This window comes from Streptomyces sp. NPDC101490 (assembly GCF_044767145.1).
Taxonomy (GTDB): Bacteria; Actinomycetota; Actinomycetes; order Streptomycetales; family Streptomycetaceae; genus Streptomyces.
On sequence record NZ_JBIWNI010000020.1, the window covers coordinates 103,155 to 126,395 of the forward strand.

At 72.9% G+C, this 23,241-nt stretch carries 19 protein-coding genes; 10 read left to right on the forward strand and 9 right to left on the reverse strand.

The window, feature by feature from the left end:
• Window positions 1–165: 165 nt before the first annotated feature.
• Window positions 166–540 (reverse strand): hypothetical protein, encoded by a 375-nt coding sequence (locus ACIRQY_RS28195; protein ID WP_403930503.1) that lies wholly within the window; start codon window positions 538–540, stop codon window positions 166–168.
• 271 nt (window positions 541–811) lie between these two features.
• Between ACIRQY_RS28195 and ACIRQY_RS28200 the strand changes: the two genes are divergently transcribed.
• From ACIRQY_RS28200 to ACIRQY_RS28210, 3 genes are all read left to right on the forward strand, one after another.
• Window positions 812–4,588, forward strand: a complete 3,777-nt coding sequence (locus ACIRQY_RS28200; RefSeq protein ID WP_403930505.1) for an ABC transporter ATP-binding protein — start codon at window positions 812–814, stop codon at window positions 4,586–4,588.
• 225 nt (window positions 4,589–4,813) lie between these two features.
• Complete coding sequence (locus tag ACIRQY_RS28205; protein ID WP_403930558.1) at window positions 4,814–5,158, forward strand: hypothetical protein; 345 nt, start codon at window positions 4,814–4,816, stop codon at window positions 5,156–5,158.
• Between the two features lie 99 nt (window positions 5,159–5,257).
• Window positions 5,258–6,703 (forward strand): aminopeptidase, encoded by a 1,446-nt coding sequence (locus ACIRQY_RS28210; protein WP_403930507.1) that lies wholly within the window; start codon window positions 5,258–5,260, stop codon window positions 6,701–6,703.
• 294 nt (window positions 6,704–6,997) lie between these two features.
• Here ACIRQY_RS28210 and ACIRQY_RS28215 read toward each other — a convergent pair whose 3' ends face one another.
• Together ACIRQY_RS28215 and ACIRQY_RS28220 are read right to left on the reverse strand one after the other, a co-directional pair.
• Entirely contained in the window at window positions 6,998–8,845 is a 1,848-nt protein-coding gene (locus tag ACIRQY_RS28215; RefSeq protein WP_403930509.1) for a glycoside hydrolase family 3 protein, read from the reverse strand.
• Window positions 8,846–8,944: 99 nt separating this feature from the next.
• A complete protein-coding gene (locus ACIRQY_RS28220) occupies window positions 8,945–9,874 on the reverse strand; it encodes a LysR substrate-binding domain-containing protein (protein WP_403930511.1) in 930 nt (309 codons plus the stop codon).
• A gap of 107 nt (window positions 9,875–9,981) precedes the next feature.
• Here ACIRQY_RS28220 and ACIRQY_RS28225 point away from each other — a divergent pair, with 107 nt between their 5' ends.
• The gene (locus tag ACIRQY_RS28225; RefSeq protein WP_403930513.1) at window positions 9,982–11,001 is read left to right on the forward strand and encodes an EamA family transporter; all 1,020 of its coding nucleotides are present in this window, start codon (window positions 9,982–9,984) and stop codon (window positions 10,999–11,001) included.
• A gap of 249 nt (window positions 11,002–11,250) precedes the next feature.
• Here ACIRQY_RS28225 and ACIRQY_RS28230 read toward each other — a convergent pair whose 3' ends face one another.
• Window positions 11,251–11,931 carry a class I SAM-dependent methyltransferase gene (locus tag ACIRQY_RS28230; protein ID WP_403930515.1) on the reverse strand — a complete coding sequence of 227 codons (681 nt, stop codon included), beginning with the start codon at window positions 11,929–11,931 and terminating at the stop codon, window positions 11,251–11,253.
• Window positions 11,932–12,199: 268 nt separating this feature from the next.
• Complete coding sequence (locus tag ACIRQY_RS28235; RefSeq protein ID WP_351782425.1) at window positions 12,200–13,246, reverse strand: LacI family DNA-binding transcriptional regulator; 1,047 nt, start codon at window positions 13,244–13,246, stop codon at window positions 12,200–12,202.
• 110 nt (window positions 13,247–13,356) lie between these two features.
• Between ACIRQY_RS28235 and ACIRQY_RS28240 the strand changes: the two genes are divergently transcribed.
• The 3 genes from ACIRQY_RS28240 to ACIRQY_RS28250 are packed head-to-tail and all read left to right on the forward strand — an operon-like array spanning window position 13,357 to window position 16,492.
• Window positions 13,357–14,508 carry a Gfo/Idh/MocA family protein gene (locus ACIRQY_RS28240; protein WP_403930517.1) on the forward strand — a complete coding sequence of 384 codons (1,152 nt, stop codon included), beginning with the start codon at window positions 13,357–13,359 and terminating at the stop codon, window positions 14,506–14,508.
• Window positions 14,505–15,692, forward strand: a complete 1,188-nt coding sequence (locus ACIRQY_RS28245; RefSeq protein WP_403930519.1) for a dihydrodipicolinate synthase family protein — start codon at window positions 14,505–14,507, stop codon at window positions 15,690–15,692. The genes ACIRQY_RS28240 and ACIRQY_RS28245 overlap by 4 nt, the downstream gene beginning before the upstream one ends.
• Window positions 15,689–16,492 carry a sugar phosphate isomerase/epimerase family protein gene (locus tag ACIRQY_RS28250; RefSeq protein ID WP_351782417.1) on the forward strand — a complete coding sequence of 268 codons (804 nt, stop codon included), beginning with the start codon at window positions 15,689–15,691 and terminating at the stop codon, window positions 16,490–16,492. Before ACIRQY_RS28245 ends, ACIRQY_RS28250 begins: the two co-directional genes overlap by 4 nt.
• 176 nt (window positions 16,493–16,668) lie before the next feature.
• Here the strand turns inward: ACIRQY_RS28250 and ACIRQY_RS28255 are convergent, their stop codons facing one another.
• From ACIRQY_RS28255 to ACIRQY_RS28270, 4 genes are all read right to left on the reverse strand, one after another.
• Window positions 16,669–17,127 (reverse strand): DUF937 domain-containing protein, encoded by a 459-nt coding sequence (locus tag ACIRQY_RS28255; protein ID WP_351782414.1) that lies wholly within the window; start codon window positions 17,125–17,127, stop codon window positions 16,669–16,671.
• Between the two features lie 144 nt (window positions 17,128–17,271).
• Window positions 17,272–17,496 carry a DUF397 domain-containing protein gene (locus ACIRQY_RS28260; RefSeq protein WP_403930521.1) on the reverse strand — a complete coding sequence of 75 codons (225 nt, stop codon included), beginning with the start codon at window positions 17,494–17,496 and terminating at the stop codon, window positions 17,272–17,274.
• Window positions 17,497–17,516: 20 nt separating this feature from the next.
• Window positions 17,517–17,741: a DUF397 domain-containing protein gene (locus ACIRQY_RS28265; RefSeq protein WP_403930522.1), complete on the reverse strand. Its 225-nt coding sequence runs from the start codon at window positions 17,739–17,741 to the stop codon at window positions 17,517–17,519.
• A complete protein-coding gene (locus tag ACIRQY_RS28270) occupies window positions 17,728–18,552 on the reverse strand; it encodes a helix-turn-helix transcriptional regulator (RefSeq protein WP_351782400.1) in 825 nt (274 codons plus the stop codon). The genes ACIRQY_RS28265 and ACIRQY_RS28270 overlap by 14 nt, the downstream gene beginning before the upstream one ends.
• Window positions 18,553–18,861: 309 nt before the next feature.
• On the opposite strand from ACIRQY_RS28270, the gene ACIRQY_RS28275 reads away from it, so the two are divergent.
• The 3 genes from ACIRQY_RS28275 to ACIRQY_RS28285 all read left to right on the forward strand — a co-directional run bounded on the left by ACIRQY_RS28275 (window position 18,862) and on the right by ACIRQY_RS28285 (window position 22,900).
• On the forward strand, window positions 18,862–19,146 hold the full coding sequence (locus tag ACIRQY_RS28275) for a hypothetical protein (RefSeq protein ID WP_351782398.1): 285 nt from the start codon (window positions 18,862–18,864) through the stop codon (window positions 19,144–19,146).
• Window positions 19,147–19,200: 54 nt separating this feature from the next.
• Window positions 19,201–21,432: an ATP-dependent RecD-like DNA helicase gene (locus ACIRQY_RS28280; RefSeq protein WP_351782395.1), complete on the forward strand. Its 2,232-nt coding sequence runs from the start codon at window positions 19,201–19,203 to the stop codon at window positions 21,430–21,432.
• Window positions 21,433–21,610: 178 nt separating this feature from the next.
• Window positions 21,611–22,900, forward strand: a complete 1,290-nt coding sequence (locus ACIRQY_RS28285; protein ID WP_351782392.1) for a citrate synthase — start codon at window positions 21,611–21,613, stop codon at window positions 22,898–22,900.
• Window positions 22,901–23,241: the final 341 nt, after the last annotated feature.

Sequence of the window (23,241 nt, forward strand, 5' to 3'; positions counted from 1 at the left end):
AAGGCCGCCCGCCCGCCGGAGGGGACGCGAGGGGGCCGGGGCCCGGACCGCTGGGCATGCTCCGGCCCCCGGCATGCTCCGGCCCCCGGCACACTCCGGTCCCCGGGCCGCTCCGGCCCTCCGGCGGGCGGCCCCTTGCCCGCCCCGGGCCGGGCAAGGGGCCCCTCACCGCACCAGCGCCTCCCACTCCCTCCGGTAGGCGGCGATCCGCTCCTCGTACCCCTGCTGGAAGCCGGCGGTCTCGGAGGGGCCGAGGCCGCTCCAGGACATCCGCTCCGGCGGCATGAACCGGGCCACGTCCCCGGCGGCCGTCGCCGTGGCCCCGGCGACCGCCCCGCCCTTCTGCCGGGCGGCCAGGATCTGGAGCCCGAGGTGCGGGAGCAGCGCCTCGAACTCGCCCAGCGGCCTGCCCGCCGCGGCCCTCAGCCGCCGCTCCGGCACCGGCTCGACCCGGCCGCTCTCCGCCAGCCCCTTCACGGCGAGCAGCGCCGCGTACACCTGCCCCCACCGGTAGGGCTTCCCGTCCTCGATCCGCCCCACAGCACTCCCTCCGTCACGTCACTCTCCGTCACCACCCTTCCTACCCGCGAGAACGCCTAACCCGCACACCTGGCGGACACTCGCCACACCGTTCCCCGTTCGGCCCAGGGGTCCCACGAACGCGCCGGGAGCGTCCCCGGGGCGCGCCCGCAGCGCCCCCGGCGCGCCCCGAGTGCGCCCGAAACGTTCCGCCGAATTGTTACAGCGGGATGAAATCGCACGTCGGGGGTGTTGGCGCAGGCGATACAGCGGGACGGACGGGAGGACCTTCGTGGCGGCGGTCAGGGAAGAGCAAGGGGAAGAACAAGGGGTACGGACGCGGGGCTGGGCGCGCAGGCTCGCCGGATACGCGTGGCGGTACCGGACCAACACACTGCTCGCACTCGGCTCCTCGCTGCTCGGCATGGCCGTCCTCGCGATGGTGCCGCTCGTCACCAAGGTGATCATCGACGACGTCATCGGGACGAAGACCCGGAGCCTCGGCGTCTGGACCGGGCTCCTCATCGGCGCCGCCGTCCTCGTCTACGCCCTCACCTACGTCCGCCGCTACTACGGCGGACGCCTCGCGCTCGACGTCCAGCACGATCTGCGCACCGACATGTACGCGACGATCACCCGGCTCGACGGGCGGCGGCAGGACGAACTGTCCACCGGGCAGGTCATCGGCCGGGCCACCAGCGACCTCCAGCTGATCCAGGGCCTGCTCTTCATGCTCCCGATGACCCTCGGGAACGTCCTGCTCTTCCTCATATCCCTGGCCGTCATGGCCTGGCTGTCCCTGCCGCTCACCCTCGTCGCCCTCGCCGTGGCGCCCGCCCTCTGGTACATCGCCCGGCGCAGCCGCACCCGGCTCCATCCCGCCACCTGGTACGCGCAGCAGCAGGCCGCCACCGTCGCCGGGGTCGTCGACGGCGCCGTGACCGGCGTCCGGGTCGTCAAGGGCTTCGGCCAGGAGGACCAGGAGACCGGCAAGATCCGCGAGGCCGGGCGGAAGCTCTACGCGGGCCGTCTCCGTACGATCCGGCTGAACTCCCGCTACACCCCGGCGCTCCAGGCCGTCCCCTCCCTCGGCCAGGTCGCCGTCCTCGCGCTCGGCGGCTGGCTCGCCTACCGGGGCCAGATCACCCTCGGCACCTTCGTCGCCTTCTCCGCGTACCTGGCGTCCCTCGTCGGCCCGGTCCGGATGCTCGCCATGGTCCTCACCGTCGGCCAGCAGGCCCGCGCGGGCGTCGACCGCGTCCTCGACCTCATCGACACCGAGCCGCTCGTCCAGGACGGCACGAAGGAACTCCCGGCCGACGCCCCCGCCAGCGTCGAGTTCGACGACGTGAGCTTCTCCTACCGGGACGGCACCCCGGTCCTCGACGGCTTCTCCCTGGAGATCCGGCCCGGCGAGACCGTCGCCCTGGTCGGCGCCTCCGGCTCCGGCAAGTCCACCGTCTCCCTGCTGCTGCCCCGCTTCTACGACGTCTCGCGCGGCGCCGTCCTCGTCGGCGGCCACGACGTCCGCGAACTCACCCTCGACTCGCTGCGCGCCGCCGTCGGGCTCGTCCCCGAGGACTCGTTCCTCTTCTCCGACACCGTCCGCGCGAACATCGCCTACGGGCGCCCCGACGCCACCCTGGAGCAGATCGAGGCCGCCGCCCGCGCCGCCCGCGCCGACCGGTTCATCGACGAACTGCCCGAGGGCTACGACACCAGGGTCGGCGAGCACGGCCTCACCCTCTCCGGCGGCCAGCGCCAGCGGGTCGCCCTCGCCCGAGCGATCCTCACCGACCCCCGGCTGCTGCTCCTCGACGACGCCACCTCCGCCGTCGACGCCAAGGTCGAGCACGAGATCCACGAGGCCCTGAGGTCGGTCATGGCCGGCCGGACCACCCTCCTCATCGCCCACCGCCGCTCCACCCTCGGCCTCGCCGACCGCATCGCCGTCCTGGAGGACGGGCGGCTCGCCGACATCGGCACCCACGCCGAGCTGGAGGCCCGCTCCCCGCTCTTCCGCCGCCTCCTCACCGACCCCGAGGAACTGGGCGCGGTCTCGCCCGGCCACCCCACCGCCGCCGTGCCGCCCGAGGACCACACCCTGCGGGCCGAACTGGACGCGGAGTTCGACGCGGAGCGCGGCATCACCCCGGCCCTGTGGACACGGGAGGAGCGCGGCCGGGACGGCCGGGAGAGCACGGTGCCCGGAGCCACCCCCGAACTGCTCGCCGCCGTCGCGGCCCTGCCGCCCGCCGACGACACGCCGGACGTCGACGAGACCCGGGCCGTCTCGCCCGAGGAGTCCTACGGGCTCCGCAGGCTGCTGCGCGGTTTCGGGGTGCCGCTCCTCATCAGCCTGGGCCTGGTCGCCATGGACGCGGGCGCGGGCCTGATGCTGCCGGTCCTGATCCGGCACGGCATCGACGAGGGGGTGAACCGGCTCGCGATCGGCGCCGTCTGGGCGGCCTCGGCGCTGGCCCTGGTGATGGTCCTCGTGCAGTGGGTCGCGCAGACCTACGAGACCCGGATGACCGGCCGCACCGGCGAGCGGGTCCTCTACGCGCTGCGGCTGAAGATCTTCGCCCAGCTCCAGCGGCTCGGCCTCGACTACTACGAGCGCGAGCTGACCGGCCGGATCATGACCCGGATGACCACCGACGTGGACGCCATGTCCTCGTTCCTGCAGACGGGCCTGGTCACCGCCTTCGTCTCGGTGGTCACCTTCTTCGGGATCATGGTGGCGCTGCTCGTCCTCGACCTCCAGCTCGCCCTGGTGGTCTTCGCCACCCTCCCGGTCCTCGCCGTCGCCACGTACTACTTCCGCCGGTCCAGCGTGCGGGCGTACGAGCTGGCGCGCGACCGGATCAGCGTGGTCAACGCCGACCTCCAGGAGTCGGTCTCGGGGCTCCGGATCGTGCAGGCGTTCCGCCGCGAGCGGTCCGGCGCGGCCCGGTTCACCGAGCGCAGCGACGCGTACCGCGAGGCCCGCGTCCGGGGCCAGTGGCTGATATCGGTCTACTTCCCGTTCGTGACCCTGCTGTCCTCGGCGGCGGCGGCCGCCGTCATGATCGTCGGCGCGAACCGGATCGAGGGGGGCACGCTCACCACCGGCGCGCTCGTCGCCTACCTCCTCTACATCGACCTGTTCTTCGCCCCCGTGCAGCAGCTCTCCCAGGTCTTCGACGGCTACCAGCAGGCCGCCGTCTCCCTGAAGCGGATGCAGGAGATCCTCCGGGAGCCGACGTCCACCGCCGCCCCCGCCGCCCCGCTCGACGTGCCGTCGCTGCGCGGCGAGATCGCCTTCGAGGACGTCTCCTTCGCGTACGGGGGCGAGGACGGCGCCCCGAAGGACGAGACCGCGCTGTCCGGCATAGACCTGCGGATACCGGCAGGCCAGACCGTCGCGTTCGTCGGCGAGACGGGGGCGGGCAAGTCCACCCTGGTCAAGCTGGTCGCCCGGTTCTACGACCCGACGGGCGGCCGGGTCACCGCCGACGGCACCGACCTGCGGGACCTGGACCTCACGGCGTACCGGCACCGGCTCGGCGTCGTCCCGCAGGAGGCGTACCTCTTCGCGGGGACGATCCGTGACGCCATCGCGTACGGGCGTCCCGGGGCGAGCGACGCGGAGGTGGAGGCGGCGGCCCGCGCGGTCGGCGCCCACGACATGATCGCCACCCTCGACGGCGGCTATCTGCACGAGGTCGCCGAACGGGGCCGCGACCTGTCCGCCGGGCAGCGCCAGCTCGTCGCCCTGGCCCGCGCCGAGCTGGTCGACCCGGACGTGCTGCTCCTCGACGAGGCCACGGCGGCCCTGGACCTGGCCACCGAGGCGCAGGTCAACCAGGCCACCGAGCGGCTCGTGGGCCGCCGGACCACGCTGGTCGTGGCCCACCGGCTGACCACGGCGGCCCGCGCCGACCGGGTCGTCGTCATGGACGGCGGCCGGATCGTGGAGGACGGCACCCACCGGGAACTCCTGGCGCTCGGCGGCCGGTACGCGGCCCTGTGGAGCACCTTCGTCGGCGAGGAGACCGTGGACGAGGGCGAGCCGGAGCGGGTGTGACCGGGGAGCGGCGGACGTCTGCGGACCGGTGACCCGGGGGACGGTGGTGGTGCCGTCCACGGTCGGCCCCCCCCGGAAGCCCCGGAGGCAACCGTTCCGCCTCGGGGCGCGTCGTACGCCCGTACGCGGATCTTCTCGGGGAGGGGTCACATGGGCAGGGACACGGCGGCCGTCCGGCCGGGGCGGTGGGCGGTCCGGGTCCTCGTGACCGGGCTCGCCGCCGTCATGCTGCTCGTCCTGCCCGGTGCCGGGCCGTTCTCCGGGGCGGACGCCGCCGACGCCGCGAGCGTCTGCCAGGGGCGGCCCGCCAAGACCGTCTCCTTCGCCACCGGCGAGCTGCGGCTCTACCGGACCCGCCACTACGCCTGCGCCGTCACCGTCGCCAAACGGCCCGGCGTCCCCCGCGCGATGTCCGTCTCCCTCCAGCCGCGTGGCGCAAGGCCCGCCGTCCGGTCCGGACGGTTCGACCGGCAGGCCGGGCCCGTCACCGTCCACGCCCTCAACCGCTGTGTCCGCGCGGCTGGTTCGGTGGCCGGACGGGGCACCGCCACGGGCTGGATCCTGTGCTGATGCGAAGGAAAGTCCAAGGGTAAGGACCAACTGGGTCTGGCGGTCCACACGTCACCCCCGCTAGGTTCACGGCACCGTTGTGAATCAAGGGGAGGACGAATGCGCAAGTCGCTGAGATGGGCCGCGGCTCTTTCGCTGCTCATAGGCACCGTCGGCTCGACCGGTGTGGCCACCGCCGCGGACACCGACACGAGCCGCACGGCCGTCGCGGACTCGCAGAGCACGGACATCAAGGACCGCATCCTGGCGATCCCCGGGATGAGCCTGATCGAGGAGAAGCCGGTCGCCGGCTACCGCTTCTTCGTCCTCAACTACAAGCAGCCGGTCGACCACCGCCGCCCCTGGGCCGGCACGTTCGACCAGCGGATCTCCGTCCTCCACAAGGACACGGCCCGCCCCACGGTCTTCCGCACCAGCGGCTACTCGCTCAGCACCGCCCCGAGCCGGTCCGAACCGACCCGGATCATCGACGGCAACCAGGTCTCCATGGAGTACCGCTTCTTCACGCCGTCGCGTCCGCAGCCCGCCGACTGGTCGAAGCTCGACATCTGGCAGGCGGCCAGCGACCAGCACCGGATCTTCACCGCCCTGAAGAAGATCTACGACCAGAAGTGGCTCTCCACCGGCGCCTCCAAGGGCGGCATGACCGCCACCTACTTCGAGCGCTTCTACCCGCGTGACATGGACGGCGTCGTCGCCTACGTCGCCCCGAACGACGTGGTCGACAAGGAGGACTCGGCCTACGACCGCTTCTTCGCGACCGTCGGCACCAAGGAGTGCCGCGACCGCCTGAACGGCATGCAGCGCGAGGCCCTCGTCCGCCGCGCCCCGCTCCAGGCCAAGTACAAGGCGTGGGCCGAGGCGCAGGGTGCCACCTTCAACACCGTCGGCACCCTCGACAAGGCGTACGAGGCCGTCGTCCTCGACTTCGTGTGGGGCTTCTGGCAGTACTACGGCCAGGACGTCTGCGACCAGATCCCGGACGCGAAGACCGCGAGCGACGACACCGTCTACGACACGATCGACGCCTACTCCGGCTGGTCCGCCTACACCGACCAGGGCCTGGAGCCGTACACCCCGTACTACTACCAGGCGGCCACCCAGCTCGGCTCGCCCAGCATCAAGCAGCCGCACCTCAAGGGCCTCAGCCGTTACGGCTACCAGCCCGCCCGCAACTTCGTGCCGCGCGAGATCCCGATGAAGTTCCAGCCGCACGCCATGCGGGACGTCGACAACTGGGTCCGCAACAACGCGGACCGGATGCTCTTCGTCTACGGCGGCAACGACCCGTGGGGCTCGGAGAAGTTCCACCTCGGCAAGAAGGCGCGCGACAGCTACGTGTACACGGCGCCGGGCGCCAACCACGGGGCGAACGTCGCCGGTCTGGTCGACGCCGAGCGCGAGAAGGCCACCGCCCGCATCCTCGCCTGGGCCGGAGTCCCCGCCCCCGCGGTCGCGGCGGCGCAGCCCCTCGCCCGCTTCGACGCCCGCATCGACAAGCTGGTCGACGAGGACGCGACGAAGGAGCACGGCCTGCGGCCGTGACCCCTGGCTGACCCCGGTGAGCCGGGTCGGCACCGACCCGGCTCACCGGCGGTGCCGACACCGGTCACCGGCGTACCGGCCACGGTCACCGGCGGGGAGCGCGTCCGGCGGCGCGCCCCCTGCCGGTGCCGTGTCCGGTGTCCCGCCCGCCCCGGGCGGGACACCGTCGGCGCCGTGACAGCCCGTACCGGCTCCCGGAGACGCTCCGTGGGAGCCGCGACGGCCCCTATCGGCCGCCCGGGTGAGGTCCCGTCAGCGCCGTGACAGCCCGTACCGGCTCCTGGAGACGCTCCCTCAGCGGTACGACAGCCCGTACCCGACCGGATAGAGCACCTTCGTCGGGTCGTCCGCGCTCTGGACCGGGACCGGGAGCCGTCCCACCGGCCGGGCCCGGCCCGCCAGCACCCGTACGGCCGCCCGGAGTTCGACATCGGTCCACGCGTACGTGGCGAGCGTCGCCCGCTGCCCGGACAGCCGGGCCACGTCGTACGGATTGCGGATCGCGAGCGTCACCACCGGCACCCCGGTCGCCACCAGCCGCGCGACCAGCGTCCGCTGCGCACTGGCCCCGGTGACGTTGTACGTCCCCACCAGGACGACGTCCTTGCCCGCAGCGGCCGCCACCGCCTCCTCGATCCGCGCCGCCGTCGGAGCGGTCCCGGTGGAGAGCGCCGTCGCGGTGAACCCCAGCTCGCGCAGGGCCGTCGTCAGGGTCGCCGTCGGCGGGCCCGTGGTCCCGGACGGGGACGCCGGATCGGCGCCGACGACCAGGACCGAGCCGTGCCGCGCCGGGCTCAGCGGCAGAAAGCCGCCCTCGTTGACCAGGAGCGTCGTGGTGGCCTCCGCGATCCGGTCGGCCTGGGCGAGGTGCGTGGCGTTCCCGACCACCCGGGCGACCCCCGCCCGCGTCACGTACGGATTGCGGAAGAGGCCCAGCCTCGCCTTCAGGCGCAGCACGCGCAGGATCGATTCATCGAGCCGCCGTTCCGTCAGCTCGCCGTCCTCGACCGCCTTCAGGACCGCGTTCCAGGCCACGTCCAGCTTCGGCGGGTTGAGGAGCTGGTCCACGCCCGCCTTCAGGGCGAGCACCGGAACGCGCTCGTCCCCGTACTTGGTGCGCACCCCCTCCATGCCGAGGGCGTCGGTCACCACCACCCCGTCGTAGCCGAGCCGTTCGCGCAGGACCCCGGTGAGGATCGGCCGGGACAGGGTCGCCGGGTCCTCGCTCGGATCCAGCGCCGGGACCACGATGTGCGCGGTCATGATGGAGTCGATGCCCGCCGCGACGGCCGCCCGGAACGGCGGGGCGTCCAGCTCCTCCCACTCCTCCCGGGTGTGGGTGATCGTCGGCAGCCCGTAGTGGCTGTCCACGGCGGTGTCCCCGTGCCCGGGGAAGTGCTTCGAGGTCGCCGCCACCCCGGCCCGCCGGTAGCCCTGGACCTGTGCGGTGACAAGGCCGGCGACCGCCGCCGGGTCGGAGCCGAAGGACCGGACCCCGATGACCGGGTTGGCCGGGTTCACGTTGACGTCCGCGACCGGGGCGTAGTTCTGCCGGATGCCGATCGCGGCCAGTTCGGCGCCCGCGATCCCGGCCGCCCGGCGGGCGTCCGCGCGCGAGCCCCCGGCGCCCAGGGCCATCGCCCCGGGCAGCAGGGTGGCGGGCTCGCCCACCCGGCAGACGATGCCGTGCTCCTGGTCGGTCGAGATCAGCACCGGGACCCGGGAGCCCCGGCCGAGCGCCGCCTGCTGGATGCCGTTGGACAGCTCGGCGATCTGGAACGGGTCCCGGGTGTTGTGGGCCCACGTGAAGTAGATGATCCCGCCCACGTGGTAGCGCTCGATCAGCTCGGCGGCGGTCCGTACGCCGATCTCCTTGAGGTTGGCGTCCACGTCCGCCTGGTCGGGGGCGGTCGCGGAGTGGCCGTACACCCGCATCACGAAGAGCTGGCCGACCTTCTCGGCCAGGGACATCCGGTCGATGATCCGCCGGAGCCTCCGGTCGTCGGGCCGTTCGCGCGCGGTGTGGGCGGTGGCGGTGCCCGCCCCGGTGGCGGCCGCCGCGACGGCGGCGGCGGTCACCGTGAGGAGGGTGCGTCTGGAGGGAGTGGGAGTGGAGAGGGAGACGGGGGCGCGGTGGTGCACTGATGCTCCTTCCGGCCGTGCGGGGGGAGGACTCGTGCGGAGGCGTCCGGTGAAGGAAACTTCCACGGAGTCACGGATAACCCGAAAGTAACTGCCAGGTCAAGGACCCGTGCGGGAATCACCCACGGCGGCGATCCCGGGCCAGAGTTCCTGGAGCGTACGGACCGTCTCCCGGATCGCCGGGCGCCGCGCCGCCCCGGTCCGCCACATGGCGTGCAGCCGACGCGTCGGCATCGGGTCGAGCCGCACCGCCACCACCTCCGGCGGCAGCGCCCCGCGCCCCAGCCGGGGCACCAGGGCGATCCCCAGACCGGCCGCCACCAGCGCCACCTGCGTGTGGTTCTCCTCCGCCTGATGGACGATCAGCGGCTCGAACCCCGTCGTCCGCAGCGTCCGCGTCAGCCAGTCGTGGCAGACCGTCCCCGGCGGCTGCGAGATCCACCGCTCCGCCGCCAGCTCCTCCCGCCGCACCGCCGCCCGCCCCGCCAGCGGATGCTCCCGGTGCACCAGCAGGTCGCACCGGTCGTCCCCGATCACCGCCTGCTCGACCCCCGGCGGCGCGGGCAGCGGCGCGATGTCCCAGTCGTGCGCCACCGCCAGGTCCACCACGCCCCGCGCCACCAGATCGACCGAGAGGTGCGGGTCCACCTCCGACAGGCGCGCGTCCAGGTCCGGGTGGAGCCGGGTCAGCTCCGCGAGCGCCCGGGGCATCAGACCGCGCGCCGCACTCGCGAAACAGGCGATCGAGAGCCGCCCCGAAGGCAGCCCGCGCCGCTCCTCCAGCCGCACCTCCGCCTCCTCCACGAGCGCGAGCAACCGCTCCGCCGTGCCCGCCAGCTGGTACGCCTCGTCGGTGAGCCGGATGCCCCGCCCGCTGCGTTCGAGCAGGGTCGTACGCGTCTCCCGCTCCAGCTTCCCGATCTGCTGGGAGACCGCCGACGGCGTGTAGCCGAGCGCGGCGGCGGCGGCGCCGACACCGCCGTGGACGGCGACGGCGTGCAGGGCGCGGAGACGGCCGAGATCCAGCACGGAACCCTCCTGGGGGTGCGGTCCTCCATGGATGTAGTACTGCTACATCCCACCATGAAGGAACCCGTGCTGGTGCTACACGGTCGGCGGCGGCCATGCTCGACGCCATGCGCCCCGCCCACCTCGCCCTCGCCGCTCTCGTCGCCGCCGTCTGGGGAGTGAACTTCGTCGTCATCGAGATCGGCCTCGACCACTTCCCGCCGCTGCTCTTCTCCGCCCTCCGCTTCCTCGCCGCCGCCCTCCCCGCCGTCTTCTTCGTGGGCCGCCCCACCGTGGCCTGGAAGTGGATCGTGGGCGTCGGACTCGCGCTGGGCGTCGCCAAGTTCGGGCTGCTCTTCACCGGCATGGACCTCGGCGCGCCCGCCGGACTGTCCTCCCTCGTCCTCCAGGTCCAGGCCGTCTTCACCGCCCTCTTCGCCTTCGCCGCCCTCGGCGAGCGGCCCCGCCCCCGCCAGCTGGCGGGCATGGGCGTCGCCCTCGCGGGCATCGGCGTCGCCGCCGCCTCCGAGGCCGGAGGGGGCGCCGCCGGATCGTTCCTCGGCTTCGGCCTGGTGATCGCGGCGGCGGCCTGCTGGGGCGTCTCCAACGTCCTGACCCGCAAGGCGGCCCCGCCCGACGCGCTCAACTTCATGGTCTGGGTCAGCACCGTGCCCGTGCTGCCGCTGCTCGCCCTCTCCCTCCTCCTCGAAGGGCCCGAGCGGGACCTCGCCGCGCTGCGCGCGCTCGACCCGGCCGGTGCCGGGGTCATCGTCTACGTCGCCTGGATCACCACCGTCTTCGGCTTCGGCGCCTGGGGCTGGCTGCTGCGCCGGTACCCCGCCTCCTCCGTCGCCCCCTTCTCCCTCCTCGTGCCCGTCTTCGGCATGTCCTCGGCGGCGTTCTTCCTCGGCGAGGGGGTGGGCCCGGCCCGCTGGTGCGCGGCGGCGCTGCTCGTCGGCGGGGTCGCCCTCACCTCCTTCACCCCCGGCCGGAAGGCGCCCGCCCCGGGCCGGAAGTCCTCCGCTCCTGGCCGCAAGTTCCCCGCCCCCGGCCGGAAGCGGCGGCCGGAGCCCGGGAATCCGGTGGCTGAGGAGACACCCGTCCTCGTACCCTCCCCGGATCCCGCCCGCGAGGAAAGGCCCGTATGACCTTCGCGCACCTCACCGTGCTGGTCACCATCCCGATCGGCGGTGCTTCGGAGCGGGGCAGGGCTCGGAGGGAGACCCATCGGCATCCGAGCCGGAACGGCCGCGCGGTTTCGGAAGGGCGAGAACACCCTTGATCCGTGAGAGGCACGGCAGCCCGTTCTCGGTGGCTCGGTGGCTCGGTGGCTCGGTGGCTCGGTGGCTCGGTCGTCCAGTCCGCCCGAATGCCGGGCCTGCTGTGAGCGGAGGGGCTCAGCGCAGCCGTCGCGCACGCAGCACCAGGTCGTCGGTATGGTGCGCGCCGGCGCCGCCGTCGGGTGCCACGCGCGGCCGCTGCTCGTTCACCTCCACCGTCCAGGCGTCGGTGAGCAGGGCGGCGATCATCGAGGGCCAGACGTAGTCAGCCGGGTCGAAGCCGTTGTCGTGGTCCTGCCGGGTGTCCATCCCCGCGTGGTGCACGAGCAGCAGCACGCCGCCGGGCGCGACGGCCGCGAGCAGCGCTCGCTCGGCCGCTGCGTCGGGGGTGCGCAGCAGGGCCGGATACTGCGCGGAGACCAGGTCGAAGGAGGCTGGCGGGAGCGCCGCTTCCGCCAGCGCGGCATGTACCCAGCGAACGGCCACGCCCGCGTCCCGCGCGTGCCCGGCCGCCCGCTCCAGCGCCACGCCCGAGACCTCCAGCGCGGTCACGTCCCAGCCGCCGCGCGCGAGCCAGACGGCGTCCGCGCCCTCGCCGCAGCCGACATCGAGCACCCGCCCGGGCGTGAGCCCGGCGACCTCGGCCACGAGCGCACCGTTGGGCCGGCCGCTCCACAGCTGTTGCCGGTCGGCGTATCGGTTGTCCCACTCCGCCCGCACCGCAGGGTCTCCGACGTATCCGTCGCCAGGTGTGGAAGTGCCGGACGCGGGCGATCCCGCTGTGATGTTGTCGGTCATGAGCCCAAGGTCATCCATCGTGGCCCGGTCACGCCAGTCCTGTTGCCGCTTCCGCAAAACGGCGTCCCTGGGGGCGAGGAACAGCCGGGCACAGTCGCACGGGACGTCGTCGGACGTCCGGCTCGACAACGCGGACCTGACGGTGGAGGAGCGGTGGACGCGGTCCTGACGGCCACGGGACTACGGCCCTGAGCCGGGGGCCCGACCGTACGGCCCTGGGCCCCCGGGCCTGACCGTCCGACCGCCCCTGGCCTCATGCCCCCTGCCCTCACCCCCGTGGCGCCCCCGTCGACCCCCGTACGACCAGCTCCGCCGGGACCGTCTCCGGGTCGTTCCCCGACGGGCTGTCCGTGCCCATGGCCAGGCGGCCCGCCCGCACGCCCGTCTCGTACAGCGGGAGGCGGACCGTCGTCAGGGACGGCACCGCGTCGATCGAGAACGGCAGGTCGTCGAAGCCCGCGACGGACACGTCGCCGGGGATGGACAGGCCCCGCTCCCGCAGCGCCGCGCAGACGCCCAGCGCCACCGTGTCGTTGGCGGCGACCACCGCCGTGAGCCCGGGGTCCCGGGCGAGCAGCTCGGCGGTGGCGTCGTACCCGGCCCGCCGGTCGTACGCCCCGTGGACCACCGGCCCCTCCGGGACCCCCGCCGCCGCGAGCGCCTCCCGGTGTCCTTCGAGCCGGTGCCGGGTCGTCGTGCGGTCGACCGGGCCCGCCGCGTACCCGACGCGCCGGTGGCCGAGACCGAGCAGGTGCTCGGTGAGCCGCCGCGCGCCGCTCCGGTTGTCGAAGGCGAGCGCGGCGGTGGGCGCGTCGCCGGGCGCGGCCGGGCGCCCGCACAGCACGACCCTGGTCCCGGCCTCCGTGAGCTTCGTGAGCTTCACCGTGGTGGCGGCCAGGTGCTCGGGGTCCTCCAGGGAGCCGCCCATCAGGATGACGGCGGCGGCCCGCTGCCGCTGGAGCAGGGTGAGGTAGGTCAGTTCGCGGGCGGCGGACCCGCCGGTGTTGCAGACGACGGCGAGCTTCTCGCCGCCGCCGCGCCCGGAACCGGTCTCGCCTATGGCGCTCTGCGCGGCCCCGGCCATGATCCCGAAGAAGGGGTCGGCGATGTCGTTGACGAGGACGCCGACCAGGTCGGAGGTGGCGGCGGCGAGCGAGCTGGCGGGTCCGTTGAGGACGTAGTCCAGCTCGTCGACGGCCCGCAGAACGCGGTCGCGGGTGGTCGCGGCGACCGGGTAGTTGCCGTTGAGGACGCGGGAGACGGTGGCGGGGGAGACCCGCGCGCGGGCGGCCACGTCCGCCAGGGTGACGGTCATCGGGTGCGTACCTCCGGGGCCTTGTCGACGGCGATGTCGGCAGGCTAGCGTCATCGACGATGGAAAGCGCTTTCTATCAGGGCGCGGAACACCGGGGAGAGGAACCTTTCGTGACACGCAGGACAGTCCGCATCGCCATGAACGGCGTCACCGGACGCATGGGACACCGCCAGCACCTCGTCCGCTCGATCCTCGCCCTCCGCGAACAGGGCGGCCTGGACCTCGGGAACGGCGAGACCCTCTGGCCCGAGCCCGTCCTCGTCGGCCGCCGCGAGTCCGCCCTGCGCGCCCTCGCCGAGCACCACGGCCTCACCGAGTGGTCCACCGACCTCGACGCCGTCCTCGCCGACGACACCGTCGACATCTACTTCGACGCCCAGGTCACCTCCGCCCGCGCCGACGCCCTCACCCGGGCCATCGAGGCCGGGAAGCACATCTACACCGAGAAGCCCACCGCCACCGGCCTCGCGGGCGCCCTCGGCCTCGCCCGCCTCGCCGAGGCCCGGGGCGTCCGCCACGGCGTCGTCCAGGACAAGCTCTTCCTCCCCGGACTCCGCAAGCTGAAGCGCCTCGTCGACGGCGGCTTCTTCGGCGAGATCCTCTCCGTGCGCGGCGAGTTCGGCTACTGGGTCTTCGAGGGCGACTGGCAGGACGCCCAGCGCCCCAGCTGGAACTACCGCGCCGAGGACGGCGGCGGCATCGTCGTCGACATGTTCCCGCACTGGGAGTACGTGCTCCACGAACTGTTCGGCCGCGTCACCTCCGTCAGCGCCCATGTCTCCACCCACGTGCCGCGCCGCTGGGACGAGGACGGCAAGCCGTACGAGGCGACCGCCGACGACGCCGCCTACGGCGTCTTCGAGCTGGAGGGCGGCGCCGTCGCCCAGATCAACTCCTCCTGGGCCGTCCGCGTCCACCGCGACGAACTCGTCGAGTTCCAGGTCGACGGCACCCACGGCTCCGCCGTCGCCGGACTGCGCGGCTGCCGCGTCCAGCACCGCTCGGCCACCCCCAAGCCCGTCTGGAATCCCGACGTCCCGGCCACCGATTCCTTCCGCGACCAGTGGCAGGAGGTCCCCGACAACGCCGAGTTCGACAACGGCTTCAAGGCCCAGTGGGAGCTGTTCCTGCGGCACGTCGTCCTCGGCGAGCCCTACCACTGGGACCTCCTCGCGGGCGCCCGGGGCGTCCAGCTCGCCGAACTCGGCCTGCGCTCCGCCGCCGAGGGCCGCCGCCTCGACGTCCCCGAGGTGACCCTGTGATCCGGCTCCCCGGACCCGGCGGCGCGACCCGGGCGTACGAGCCCCGCACGGCGCCCCTCGTCCTCGCCCCGGCCGGCCCCCCGGCCTCCCGCACGGTCTTCGCCGCCGCCCACGTCGTCGCCGACCCCTTCGCCGACACCGGTCCCGACGCCCCCGCCGCCGTCGACTGGGACGCCACCCTCGCCTTCCGCCGCCACCTCTGGTCCCACGGCCTCGGGGTCGCCGAGGCCATGGACACCGCCCAGCGCGGCATGGGCCTCGACTGGGCGGGCGCGGCCGAACTGATCCGCCGCTCGGCCGCCGAGGCGAAGGCCGTCGGCGGCCGGATCGCCTGCGGCGTCGGCACCGACCAGCTCACCGGCCCCGGCCAGCTCACGGGCACCGACCAGCTCACCGGCCCCGCCGGTCTGGCCGCCGTCCGCGAGGCGTACGAGGAGCAGCTCGCGCTCGTCGAGGAGACCGGCTCCCGGGCCGTCCTGATGGCCTCCCGCGCGCTCGCCACCGCCGCGCGGGGCCCGGACGACTACCTCGACCTGTACGGCCATCTGCTGCGCCAGTCGACCGAGCCGGTGATCCTGCACTGGCTGGGCCCGATGTTCGACCCGGCGCTCGACGGCTACTGGGGCTCGGCCGACCTGGACGCGGCGACGGAGACCTTCCTGGAGGTCGTCGCCGCCCACCCCGACAAGGTCGACGGCGTCAAGATCTCCCTCCTCGACGCCCGGCGCGAGGTCGAACTCCGCCGCCGCCTCCCGGAGGGCGTCCGCTGCTACACCGGTGACGACTTCCACTACCCCGAGCTGATCGCGGGCGACGAACGGGGCTTCAGCCACGCCCTGCTGGGTGTCTTCGACCCGCTGGGACCGCTGGCGGCGCACGCCGTACGGACCCTGGACACCGGTGACACGGAGGGCTTCCGGGGCCTCCTCGACCCCACGGTGGAACTCGCCCGCCACCTCTTCGAGGCCCCGACCCGCTTCTACAAGACGGGTGTCGTCCTCCTCGCCTGGCTGGCCGGGCACCAGGAGCACTTCACGATGGCCGGCGGCCTCCAGTCCGCCCGCTCCCTGCCGCACCTCGCGCGCGCCTACGAACTCGCCGACGGGCTGGGCCTGTTCCCCGACCCAGGCCTCGCGGGGGACCGCATGAGGTCCCTGCTCGCCGTCCACGGAGGCATCCGGTGAACCCCGACCGTCTCAGCGTCAACCAGATGACGGTCAAGCAGCTCGCCCTGCCCGAGCTGGTGTCCCACTGCGTCCGCCTCGGGATCGGCGCCGTCGGCCTGTGGCGCGAACCGGTGCGGGAGTACGGGGTGGAGGCGGCGGCCGAACTCGTCCGGGACGCGGGCCTCACCGTCACCACCCTGTGCCGGGGCGGCTTCTTCACCTCGGACGGCTGGCTCGCGGAGAACCGGGCGGCGATCGACGAGGCGGTGACGCTCGGCACCGACACCCTCGTCCTGGTCTCCGGCGGACTCACCCCCGCCTGCCCGGACCTGCCCTCGGCGCGCGCCCGGATCACCGAGGCCGTCGGTGAACTCGCCCCGTACGCGGGGGAGCGCGGGGTCCGCCTCGCGGTGGAGCCCCTCCACCCGATGTACGCGGCCGACCGGTGCGCGGTCTCCACCCTGGACCAGGCCCTGGACATCGCGGAGCGCTTCCCGGCCGAGCAGGTGGGCGTGGTGGTCGACACGTACCACCTGTGGTGGGACGACCGGGCCCCGGCGGCGGTGGAACGCGCGGGCCGGACGGGCCGCCTCCACTCCTTCCAGCTCGCCGACTGGACGACCCCGCTCCCGGCGGGCGTCCTCACCGGCCGGGGCCAGTTGGGCACCGGCGCGATCGACCTCCGCGCCTGGTGCGACCTGGCGGAGGGGGCGGGCTGGACGGCCCCGGTGGAGGTGGAGATCTTCAACGAGGACCTGTGGGCGAGGAACGGCGTGGAGGTCCTGGAGGAGACGCTGGAGGCGTTCCTGAAGATCTGACCTCCCGGGGGCGCGGCACACTGCCGCCGGTAGGGCCCGCCACGGGCGGGGCGCACTCCCGCCCGTACGACCTGCTACGGGCTCCCGCCCCTACGGGCGGGTCCTGGCCGGGGCCCGCTCCCGCCCGGCGCGGCCCGTCCGGAGCCACCGGGCGGGCCGTACGCCGACGCCGGGGGCTACTTCTTCGGCCCGCCCAGCAGGTCCCCGAGACCGCCCTTCTTCTTCCCGGCCGCGCGCTTGGTGAGGACCGCGAGGACGACCGGGACGAGGAGCTGGACCGCGCGGTCGGCGGTGGCCGGGGGGATGCCGGTGCGCTTGGCCACGGCGCTCGCCGCGGGCCTGGCCAGCCGGGTGAGGAGCCCGGCCATCAGGCCGCCGCCCATCAGCCCGCCGAACGCGGCGACGCCCCGGAGCGGGGGCTCGGACGAGGTGACCTCGTCGACGGCGGCACGGACCTCGTCCGCTTCACCCGGTTCGGAGGCGGCCAGGCGCAGCTCGCCGGACAGCTCGGCGACCGAACTGCCCACGACCTCCCGGGCCCCGGCGCTGTCCGTGCCGAGCACCCCGGCGATCTCCTGGAGCCGATCGTCGCCCAGTTCGTCCAGGACGTCGTCCTGGAAGGATCCGTCGCTCATACGGACCACGCTATGACGGGCGCGGCGGGTCGGCACGTCGAGCACCCGGGCAGCCTGGGTGCCGGGGCTGCCCCGGCCCGGCCGCGCGGGCCTGGCCGTCCGGACCCCCCGGGTCCGCCCGCTCACCGCTCCGGGCCCGGAGAGTCAGGCGGAGAAGTGTCCGCCCCTGACGGCGGTGACGAAGGTGGACCAGCCGTCGGCCGAGAAGACGAGGGCGGGGCCGGTCGCGGCCTTGCTGTCGCGTACGGGTGCGCCGAGGTGACCACGGGCGAGTTCGAGGCAGTCACCCTGACCGCCGCCGCTGTAGCTGGACTTGAACCATCCGGCGAGAGCGGACGCGTCGGGGACGGTGTGCTCACTGCGGTCCATGTGCGTGCTCCTCTGCTGGGTCAGGCGGGGAAGCGGTCGTTCTTGACGGCGGTGACGAAGGTGGACCAGCCGTCGGCGGAGAAGACGAGGGCGGGGCCGGTCGTGGCCTTGCTGTCGCGTACGGGCGCGCCGACGTGACCACGGGCGAGTTCAAGGCATTCGCCCTGACCGCCGCCGCTGTAGCTGGACTTGAACCATCCGGTGAGAGTGGACGCGTCGGGGACGGTGTGCTCACTGCGGTCCATGTGCGTACTCCTCTGCTACCGCCCTCACGAGGGCCAACGACTCCTGGAGCGACAGCGCGTCGCTCAGAGCCAGAGCGTAGGCCGTGCGACTCGCGTTCACCAGGGAGGGATCATCCATCAGGTTGCCCGTCAAGAATCCTTCCACGTACGCCACGGGGGCGGAGTCCTCGAAGCTCAGGAGGGTCAGCAGACTCTCCATCAGCGCGTGTGCACCGGCACTGTTCGGCAGCACGTGCAGCCGGATCCGTCCGGTCTCGGTCAAGTCCGCGATCCTGTGCAGCTGTTCCGCCATCACCACCCTCCCTCCGACCTCGCGCCGCAGCACGGCCTCGTCGAGCAGCGTCCAGATCACCGGACGCGTCGGCCCGCCGATCAGACCGGCGCGCTTCGTTCGGATGACGACGGCCTCGTCAAGTTCCTCCGCCACGTGGTTCGGCCGGTAGGCCCGGAACAGGGCCCGCGCGTACTCCGGGGTCTGGAGCACTCCGGGGACCAGCGACAGCGCGAACTGCTCGATCTTCGACGCCTGCATCTCCAGTTCGGCCGCCGCCGCGAAATGGTCCGCGTACTTCGACTCCAGATCCTCCAGCCAGCGCTCGAAGAACCCGTCGGTCCCCAGCGCCCGGTCGATCCGCCGTGCGTCGTCGGGTTTCGGCAGCCGCCGCCCCGCCTCGAAGTGGCTGATCAGCGTGGGGGAACAGACGACGAGGTCGCCCAGCGCCTCCTGGGTGAGACCGGCGGCGATCCGCCGCAGCCTCAGCTCCTCCCCGTACTTCTGACGCTGTGTGCGCGGTTTGCGTCCCTGCTCCATGCGTTCGACTCCCACCTGACCGATGTGCTGTCAAGGCTCTTCCCCTGGCAGCGTAGCCAGCGGCGACCCCATTCTGTGAGGGATTCGACACACAAAGCGACGAAAGCGGGTCTCCATGTCCTCTCGCCTCGTACGGCTGACGGAGGCGCTCGCCCGGTGCCTTCGTCCCTCCCGATGGAGGCCGGGCCCGTCCCGGGCTGCCCACCCGTACTCCTGCGTGTACGTCCAGGGCCCGGTCAGGGGCCTTCTCGGGATCCACCTGCCGGGAGCCGGGCTCCGTACGCCGTCGGTGCTCCCGGCCGGGGTGACGTGGTGAACGCCGGGCGGCTGCTGCCCTGGACGGGGGAGGACGGCCGTCCCTGCTACCTGGTGTCCGACGGCAGCGGCAGGATGGCCCGGCTCGCCGACGACATCGAGGCCCTCCAGCTCGGGATGGCCGGTGACCTCCTCGCCCACGCCGCCGAACTGCTCGCGGACAGCCGGGCGTCCAGCGGTGAACTGCGCTACCTCGCGCGCTGTCTGACCGGGGCGCTGGGAGACGTGAAGCGGGTCGCGGACAGCCGGGGAGGACAGCTCGTACGCCGGGAGCGCTGACGATCCGGACAGGCGGGGCGTCGCGCTGTCCGAGCCCTTCGCTACCGTCGGGGCATGTCCAATGAGGGTCGTGGTCCGGGGCCGGCGGTGCTCGAAGGGGTGCTGGAGCGCATCACCTACGCCAACGAGGAGAACGGGTACACGGTCGCCCGCGTCGACACCGGGCGCGGGGCCGGGGACCTGCTCACCGTGGTCGGTTCGCTGCTCGGCGCGCAGCCGGGGGAGTCGCTGCGGATGGAGGGCCGCTGGGGCTCCCATCCGCAGTACGGCAAGCAGTTCACCGTCGACAACTACACGACCGTGCTGCCCGCCACCATCCAGGGCATCCGCCGCTATCTCGGCTCCGGCCTGGTCAAGGGCATCGGGCCGGTCTTCGCCGACCGCATCACCCAGCACTTCGGGCTGGACACCCTCGACGTCCTGGAGGAGGCCCCGGCCCGGCTGATCGAGGTGCCGGGCCTGGGCCCCAAGCGGACGAAGAACATCACCGCCGCCTGGGAGGAGCAGAAGGCCATCAAGGAGGTCATGGTCTTCCTCCAGGGCGTCGGCGTCTCCACGTCCATCGCGGTCCGCATCTACAAGAAGTACGGGGACGCCTCCATCTCCGTCGTGCGGAACCAGCCCTACCGGCTCGCCGCCGACGTGTGGGGCATCGGCTTCCTCACCGCCGACAAGATCGCCCAGGCCGTCGGCATCCCCCACGACAGCCCCGACCGGGTCAAGGCCGGGCTCCAGTACGCCCTGTCGCAGTCCAGCGACCAGGGCCACTGCTTCCTGCCCGAGGAACGGCTGATCGCCGACGCCGTGAAGCTCCTCCAGGTGGACACCGGGCTCGTCATCGAGTGCCTCGCCGAGCTGGCCGAGGACCCCGAGGGGGTCGTGCGGGAGACCGTGCCGGGCCCGGAGGGGACGCCCGTCACCGCCGTGTACCTGATCCCCTTCCACCGGGCCGAGCTGTCCCTCGCCGGGCAGCTGCGGCGGCTGCTGCGGGCCGAGGAGGACCGGATGCCGGGCTTCCGGGACGTGGCCTGGGACAAGGCCCTCGGCTGGCTCGCCGACCGCACCGGTGCCTCCCTCGCCCCCGAGCAGGAGGAGGCGGTGCGGCTCGCCCTGACCCAGAAGGTCGCCGTCCTCACCGGCGGGCCCGGCTGCGGCAAGTCCTTCACGGTCCGGTCCGTGGTGGAGCTGGCCCGCGCCAGGAAGGCCAAGGTCGTCCTCGCCGCGCCCACCGGCCGGGCGGCCAAGCGGCTGGCCGAGCTGACCGGCGCCGAGGCGTCCACCGTCCACCGGCTCCTGGAGCTGAAGCCGGGCGGGGACGCGGCCTACGACCGGGACCGGCCGCTCGACGCCGATCTGGTGGTGGTCGACGAGGCCTCCATGCTCGACCTGCTCCTGGCGAACAAGCTGGCCAAGGCGGTGGCACCGGGTGCCCATCTGCTGCTCGTGGGGGACGTGGACCAGCTCCCCTCGGTCGGCGCCGGGGAGGTCCTGGGGGACCTGCTCGCCCCCGGCAGCCCCGTACCGGCAGTGCGGCTGACCCGGATCTTCCGGCAGGCCCAGGAGTCCGGGGTGGTGCTCAACGCGCACCGGATCAACGCGGGCACCCCGCCGCAGACCACCGGCCTGCCGGACTTCTTCCTCTTCGCGGAGGAGGAGACGGAGGACGCCGCCCGGGTCGCCGTGGAGGTCGCCGCCCGGCGGATTCCGGCCAAGTTCGGCCTCGACCCGCGCCGGGACATCCAGGTCCTGGCCCCCATGCACCGGGGTCCGGCGGGCGCGGGCGCGCTCAACGGGCTGCTCCAGCAGGCGATCACCCCGGCCCGTCCGGACCTTCCGGAGAAGCGGTTCGGCGGCCGGGTCTTCCGGGTCGGCGACAAGGTCACCCAGATTCGCAACAACTATGAGAAGGGGGCCAACGGGGTCTTCAACGGTACGGTCGGCGTCGTCACGGCGCTGGACGCCGACGAGCAGCGGCTGACCGTGCGCACGGACGAGGACGAGGAGGTGCCGTACGACTTCGACGAGCTGGACGAACTCGCCCACGCGTACGCGGTCACCATCCACCGTTCGCAGGGCAGCGAGTATCCGGCGGTGGTCATTCCGGTCACCATGAGCGCCTGGATGATGCTTCAGCGGAACCTGCTCTACACGGCCGTGACGCGGGCCCGGAAGCTCGTGGTCCTCGTCGGTTCGCGCCGGGCCATCGCCCAGGCGGTCCGTACGGTCTCGGCGGGGCGGCGCTTTACCGCACTGGCCCACCGGCTCACAGGTGGTGCCCTCGTGTGAAAGATCACGGAGGGCTTCCGGAACCGGGGCGAACGGGGCAGGATGTGAAGGTTGGCGGCACTGAGTGCCGCCGATTGGCCCAATGGTCGACCCCGAGTGCACTCTCCTGGGCCAAATGGGGGATGGTAGAGACAGTCAGGGCACCTCGAAAAGAGGCACTACGTCGGTGAGGGATGACGTGAGCGACAACTCTGTAGTACTGCGGTACGCGGACGGTGAATACACCTACCCGGTGGTCGAGAGCACCGTCGGTGACAAGGGCTTCGACATCGGGAAACTCCGAGCCCAGACCGGTCTGGTCACCCTGGACAGCGGATACGGCAACACCGCCGCCTATAAATCCGCGATCACCTATCTCGACGGCGAGCAGGGGATCCTCCGGTACCGCGGCTACCCGATCGAGCAGCTGGCCGAGCGCTCCACCTTCCTTGAGGTGGCGTACCTGCTGATCAACGGCGATCTGCCGAAGGTCGACGAGCTGGCGACCTTCAAGAACGAGATCACGCAGCACACGCTGGTCCACGAGGACGTCAAGAACTTCTTCCGCGGGTTCCCCCGGGACGCCCACCCGATGGCGATGCTGTCCTCGGTGGTCTCCGCGCTGTCCACCTTCTACCAGGACAGCCACAACCCGTTCGACGAGGAGCAGCGCCACCTCTCCACGATCCGGCTGCTCGCGAAGCTGCCGACGATCGCCGCGTACGCGTACAAGAAGTCGATCGGTCACCCGTTCGTCTACCCGCGCAACGACCTCGGCTACGTCGAGAACTTCCTGCGGATGACCTTCTCGGTGCCGGCGCAGGAGTACGACCTGGACCCGGTCGTCGTCGCCGCCCTCGACAAGCTGCTCATCCTGCACGCGGACCACGAGCAGAACTGCTCGACGTCCACCGTGCGTCTGGTCGGCTCCTCGCAGGCGAACATGTTCGCCTCGATCTCCGCGGGCATCTCGGCCCTCTGGGGCCCCCTGCACGGCGGCGCCAACCAGTCGGTCCTGGAGATGCTGGAAGGCATCCAGGCCAACGGCGGCGATGTCGACTCCTTCATCCGCAAGGTGAAGAACAAGGAGGACGGCGTCCGCCTGATGGGCTTCGGCCACCGGGTGTACAAGTCCTTCGACCCGCGCGCCAAGATCATCAAGGCGGCGGCGCACGATGTCCTGTCGGCCCTCGGCAAGTCCGACGAGCTGCTGGACATCGCGCTGAAGCTGGAGGAGCACGCGCTCTCCGACGAGTACTTCGTCTCGCGCAACCTCTACCCGAACGTGGACTTCTACACGGGTCTCATCTACCGCGCGATGGGCTTCCCGACGGAGATGTTCACCGTGCTGTTCGCGCTCGGCCGTCTGCCGGGCTGGATCGCCCAGTGGCACGAGATGATCAAGGAGCCGGGTTCCCGCATCGGCCGCCCGCGCCAGATCTACACGGGTGAGGTCCTCCGCGACTTCGTCCCGGTCGAGGCCCGCTGAACGGGACCTCTCCGAGGTGAGCGAAGCGCCCCACGGCCTGGCCGTGGGGCGCTTCCGCGTCCGGCCCCGGCGGGCGGAGCCGGAGGGACGTCCTGCCGGGCCCCCGGCGGGTGGGCCGAGGGGGCGCGACACCGGCCGAAGCGCTCCGGAGCCGAGCCCGAGAGTTCAGGAACCGAGCCCGAGAGTTCCGGAACCGAGCCTGAGCGCTCCAGAGCCGAGCCCGAGAGTCCCGGAACCGAGCACGGAAGAAAGAAAAGCGCCCCGCGCCGTCGATCCCCCCACGGGTCGACGAGCGGGGCGCTTCCCATGTCCCGGAGCGGATTCCCCCCACGGGATCCGGG

What these genes read in the sequence shown, in the direction of transcription:
- ACIRQY_RS28270 (WP_351782400.1), bottom strand. Translation starts at nt 18,552, where the DNA reads ATGGAGCAGGGACGCAAACCGCGCACACAGCGTCAGAAGTACGGGGAG.
- ACIRQY_RS28255 (WP_351782414.1), bottom strand. Translation starts at nt 17,127, where the DNA reads ATGAGCGACGGATCCTTCCAGGACGACGTCCTGGACGAACTGGGCGAC.
- ACIRQY_RS28210 (WP_403930507.1), top strand. Translation starts at nt 5,258, where the DNA reads ATGCGCAAGTCGCTGAGATGGGCCGCGGCTCTTTCGCTGCTCATAGGC.
- ACIRQY_RS28235 (WP_351782425.1), bottom strand. Translation starts at nt 13,246, where the DNA reads ATGACCGTCACCCTGGCGGACGTGGCCGCCCGCGCGCGGGTCTCCCCC.
- ACIRQY_RS28265 (WP_403930522.1), bottom strand. Translation starts at nt 17,741, where the DNA reads ATGGACCGCAGTGAGCACACCGTCCCCGACGCGTCCACTCTCACCGGA.
- ACIRQY_RS28205 (WP_403930558.1), top strand. Translation starts at nt 4,814, where the DNA reads ATGCTGCTCGTCCTGCCCGGTGCCGGGCCGTTCTCCGGGGCGGACGCC.
- ACIRQY_RS28230 (WP_403930515.1), bottom strand. Translation starts at nt 11,931, where the DNA reads ATGACCGACAACATCACAGCGGGATCGCCCGCGTCCGGCACTTCCACA.
- ACIRQY_RS28260 (WP_403930521.1), bottom strand. Translation starts at nt 17,496, where the DNA reads ATGGACCGCAGTGAGCACACCGTCCCCGACGCGTCCGCTCTCGCCGGA.
- ACIRQY_RS28225 (WP_403930513.1), top strand. Translation starts at nt 9,982, where the DNA reads ATGCGCCCCGCCCACCTCGCCCTCGCCGCTCTCGTCGCCGCCGTCTGG.
- ACIRQY_RS28280 (WP_351782395.1), top strand. Translation starts at nt 19,201, where the DNA reads ATGTCCAATGAGGGTCGTGGTCCGGGGCCGGCGGTGCTCGAAGGGGTG.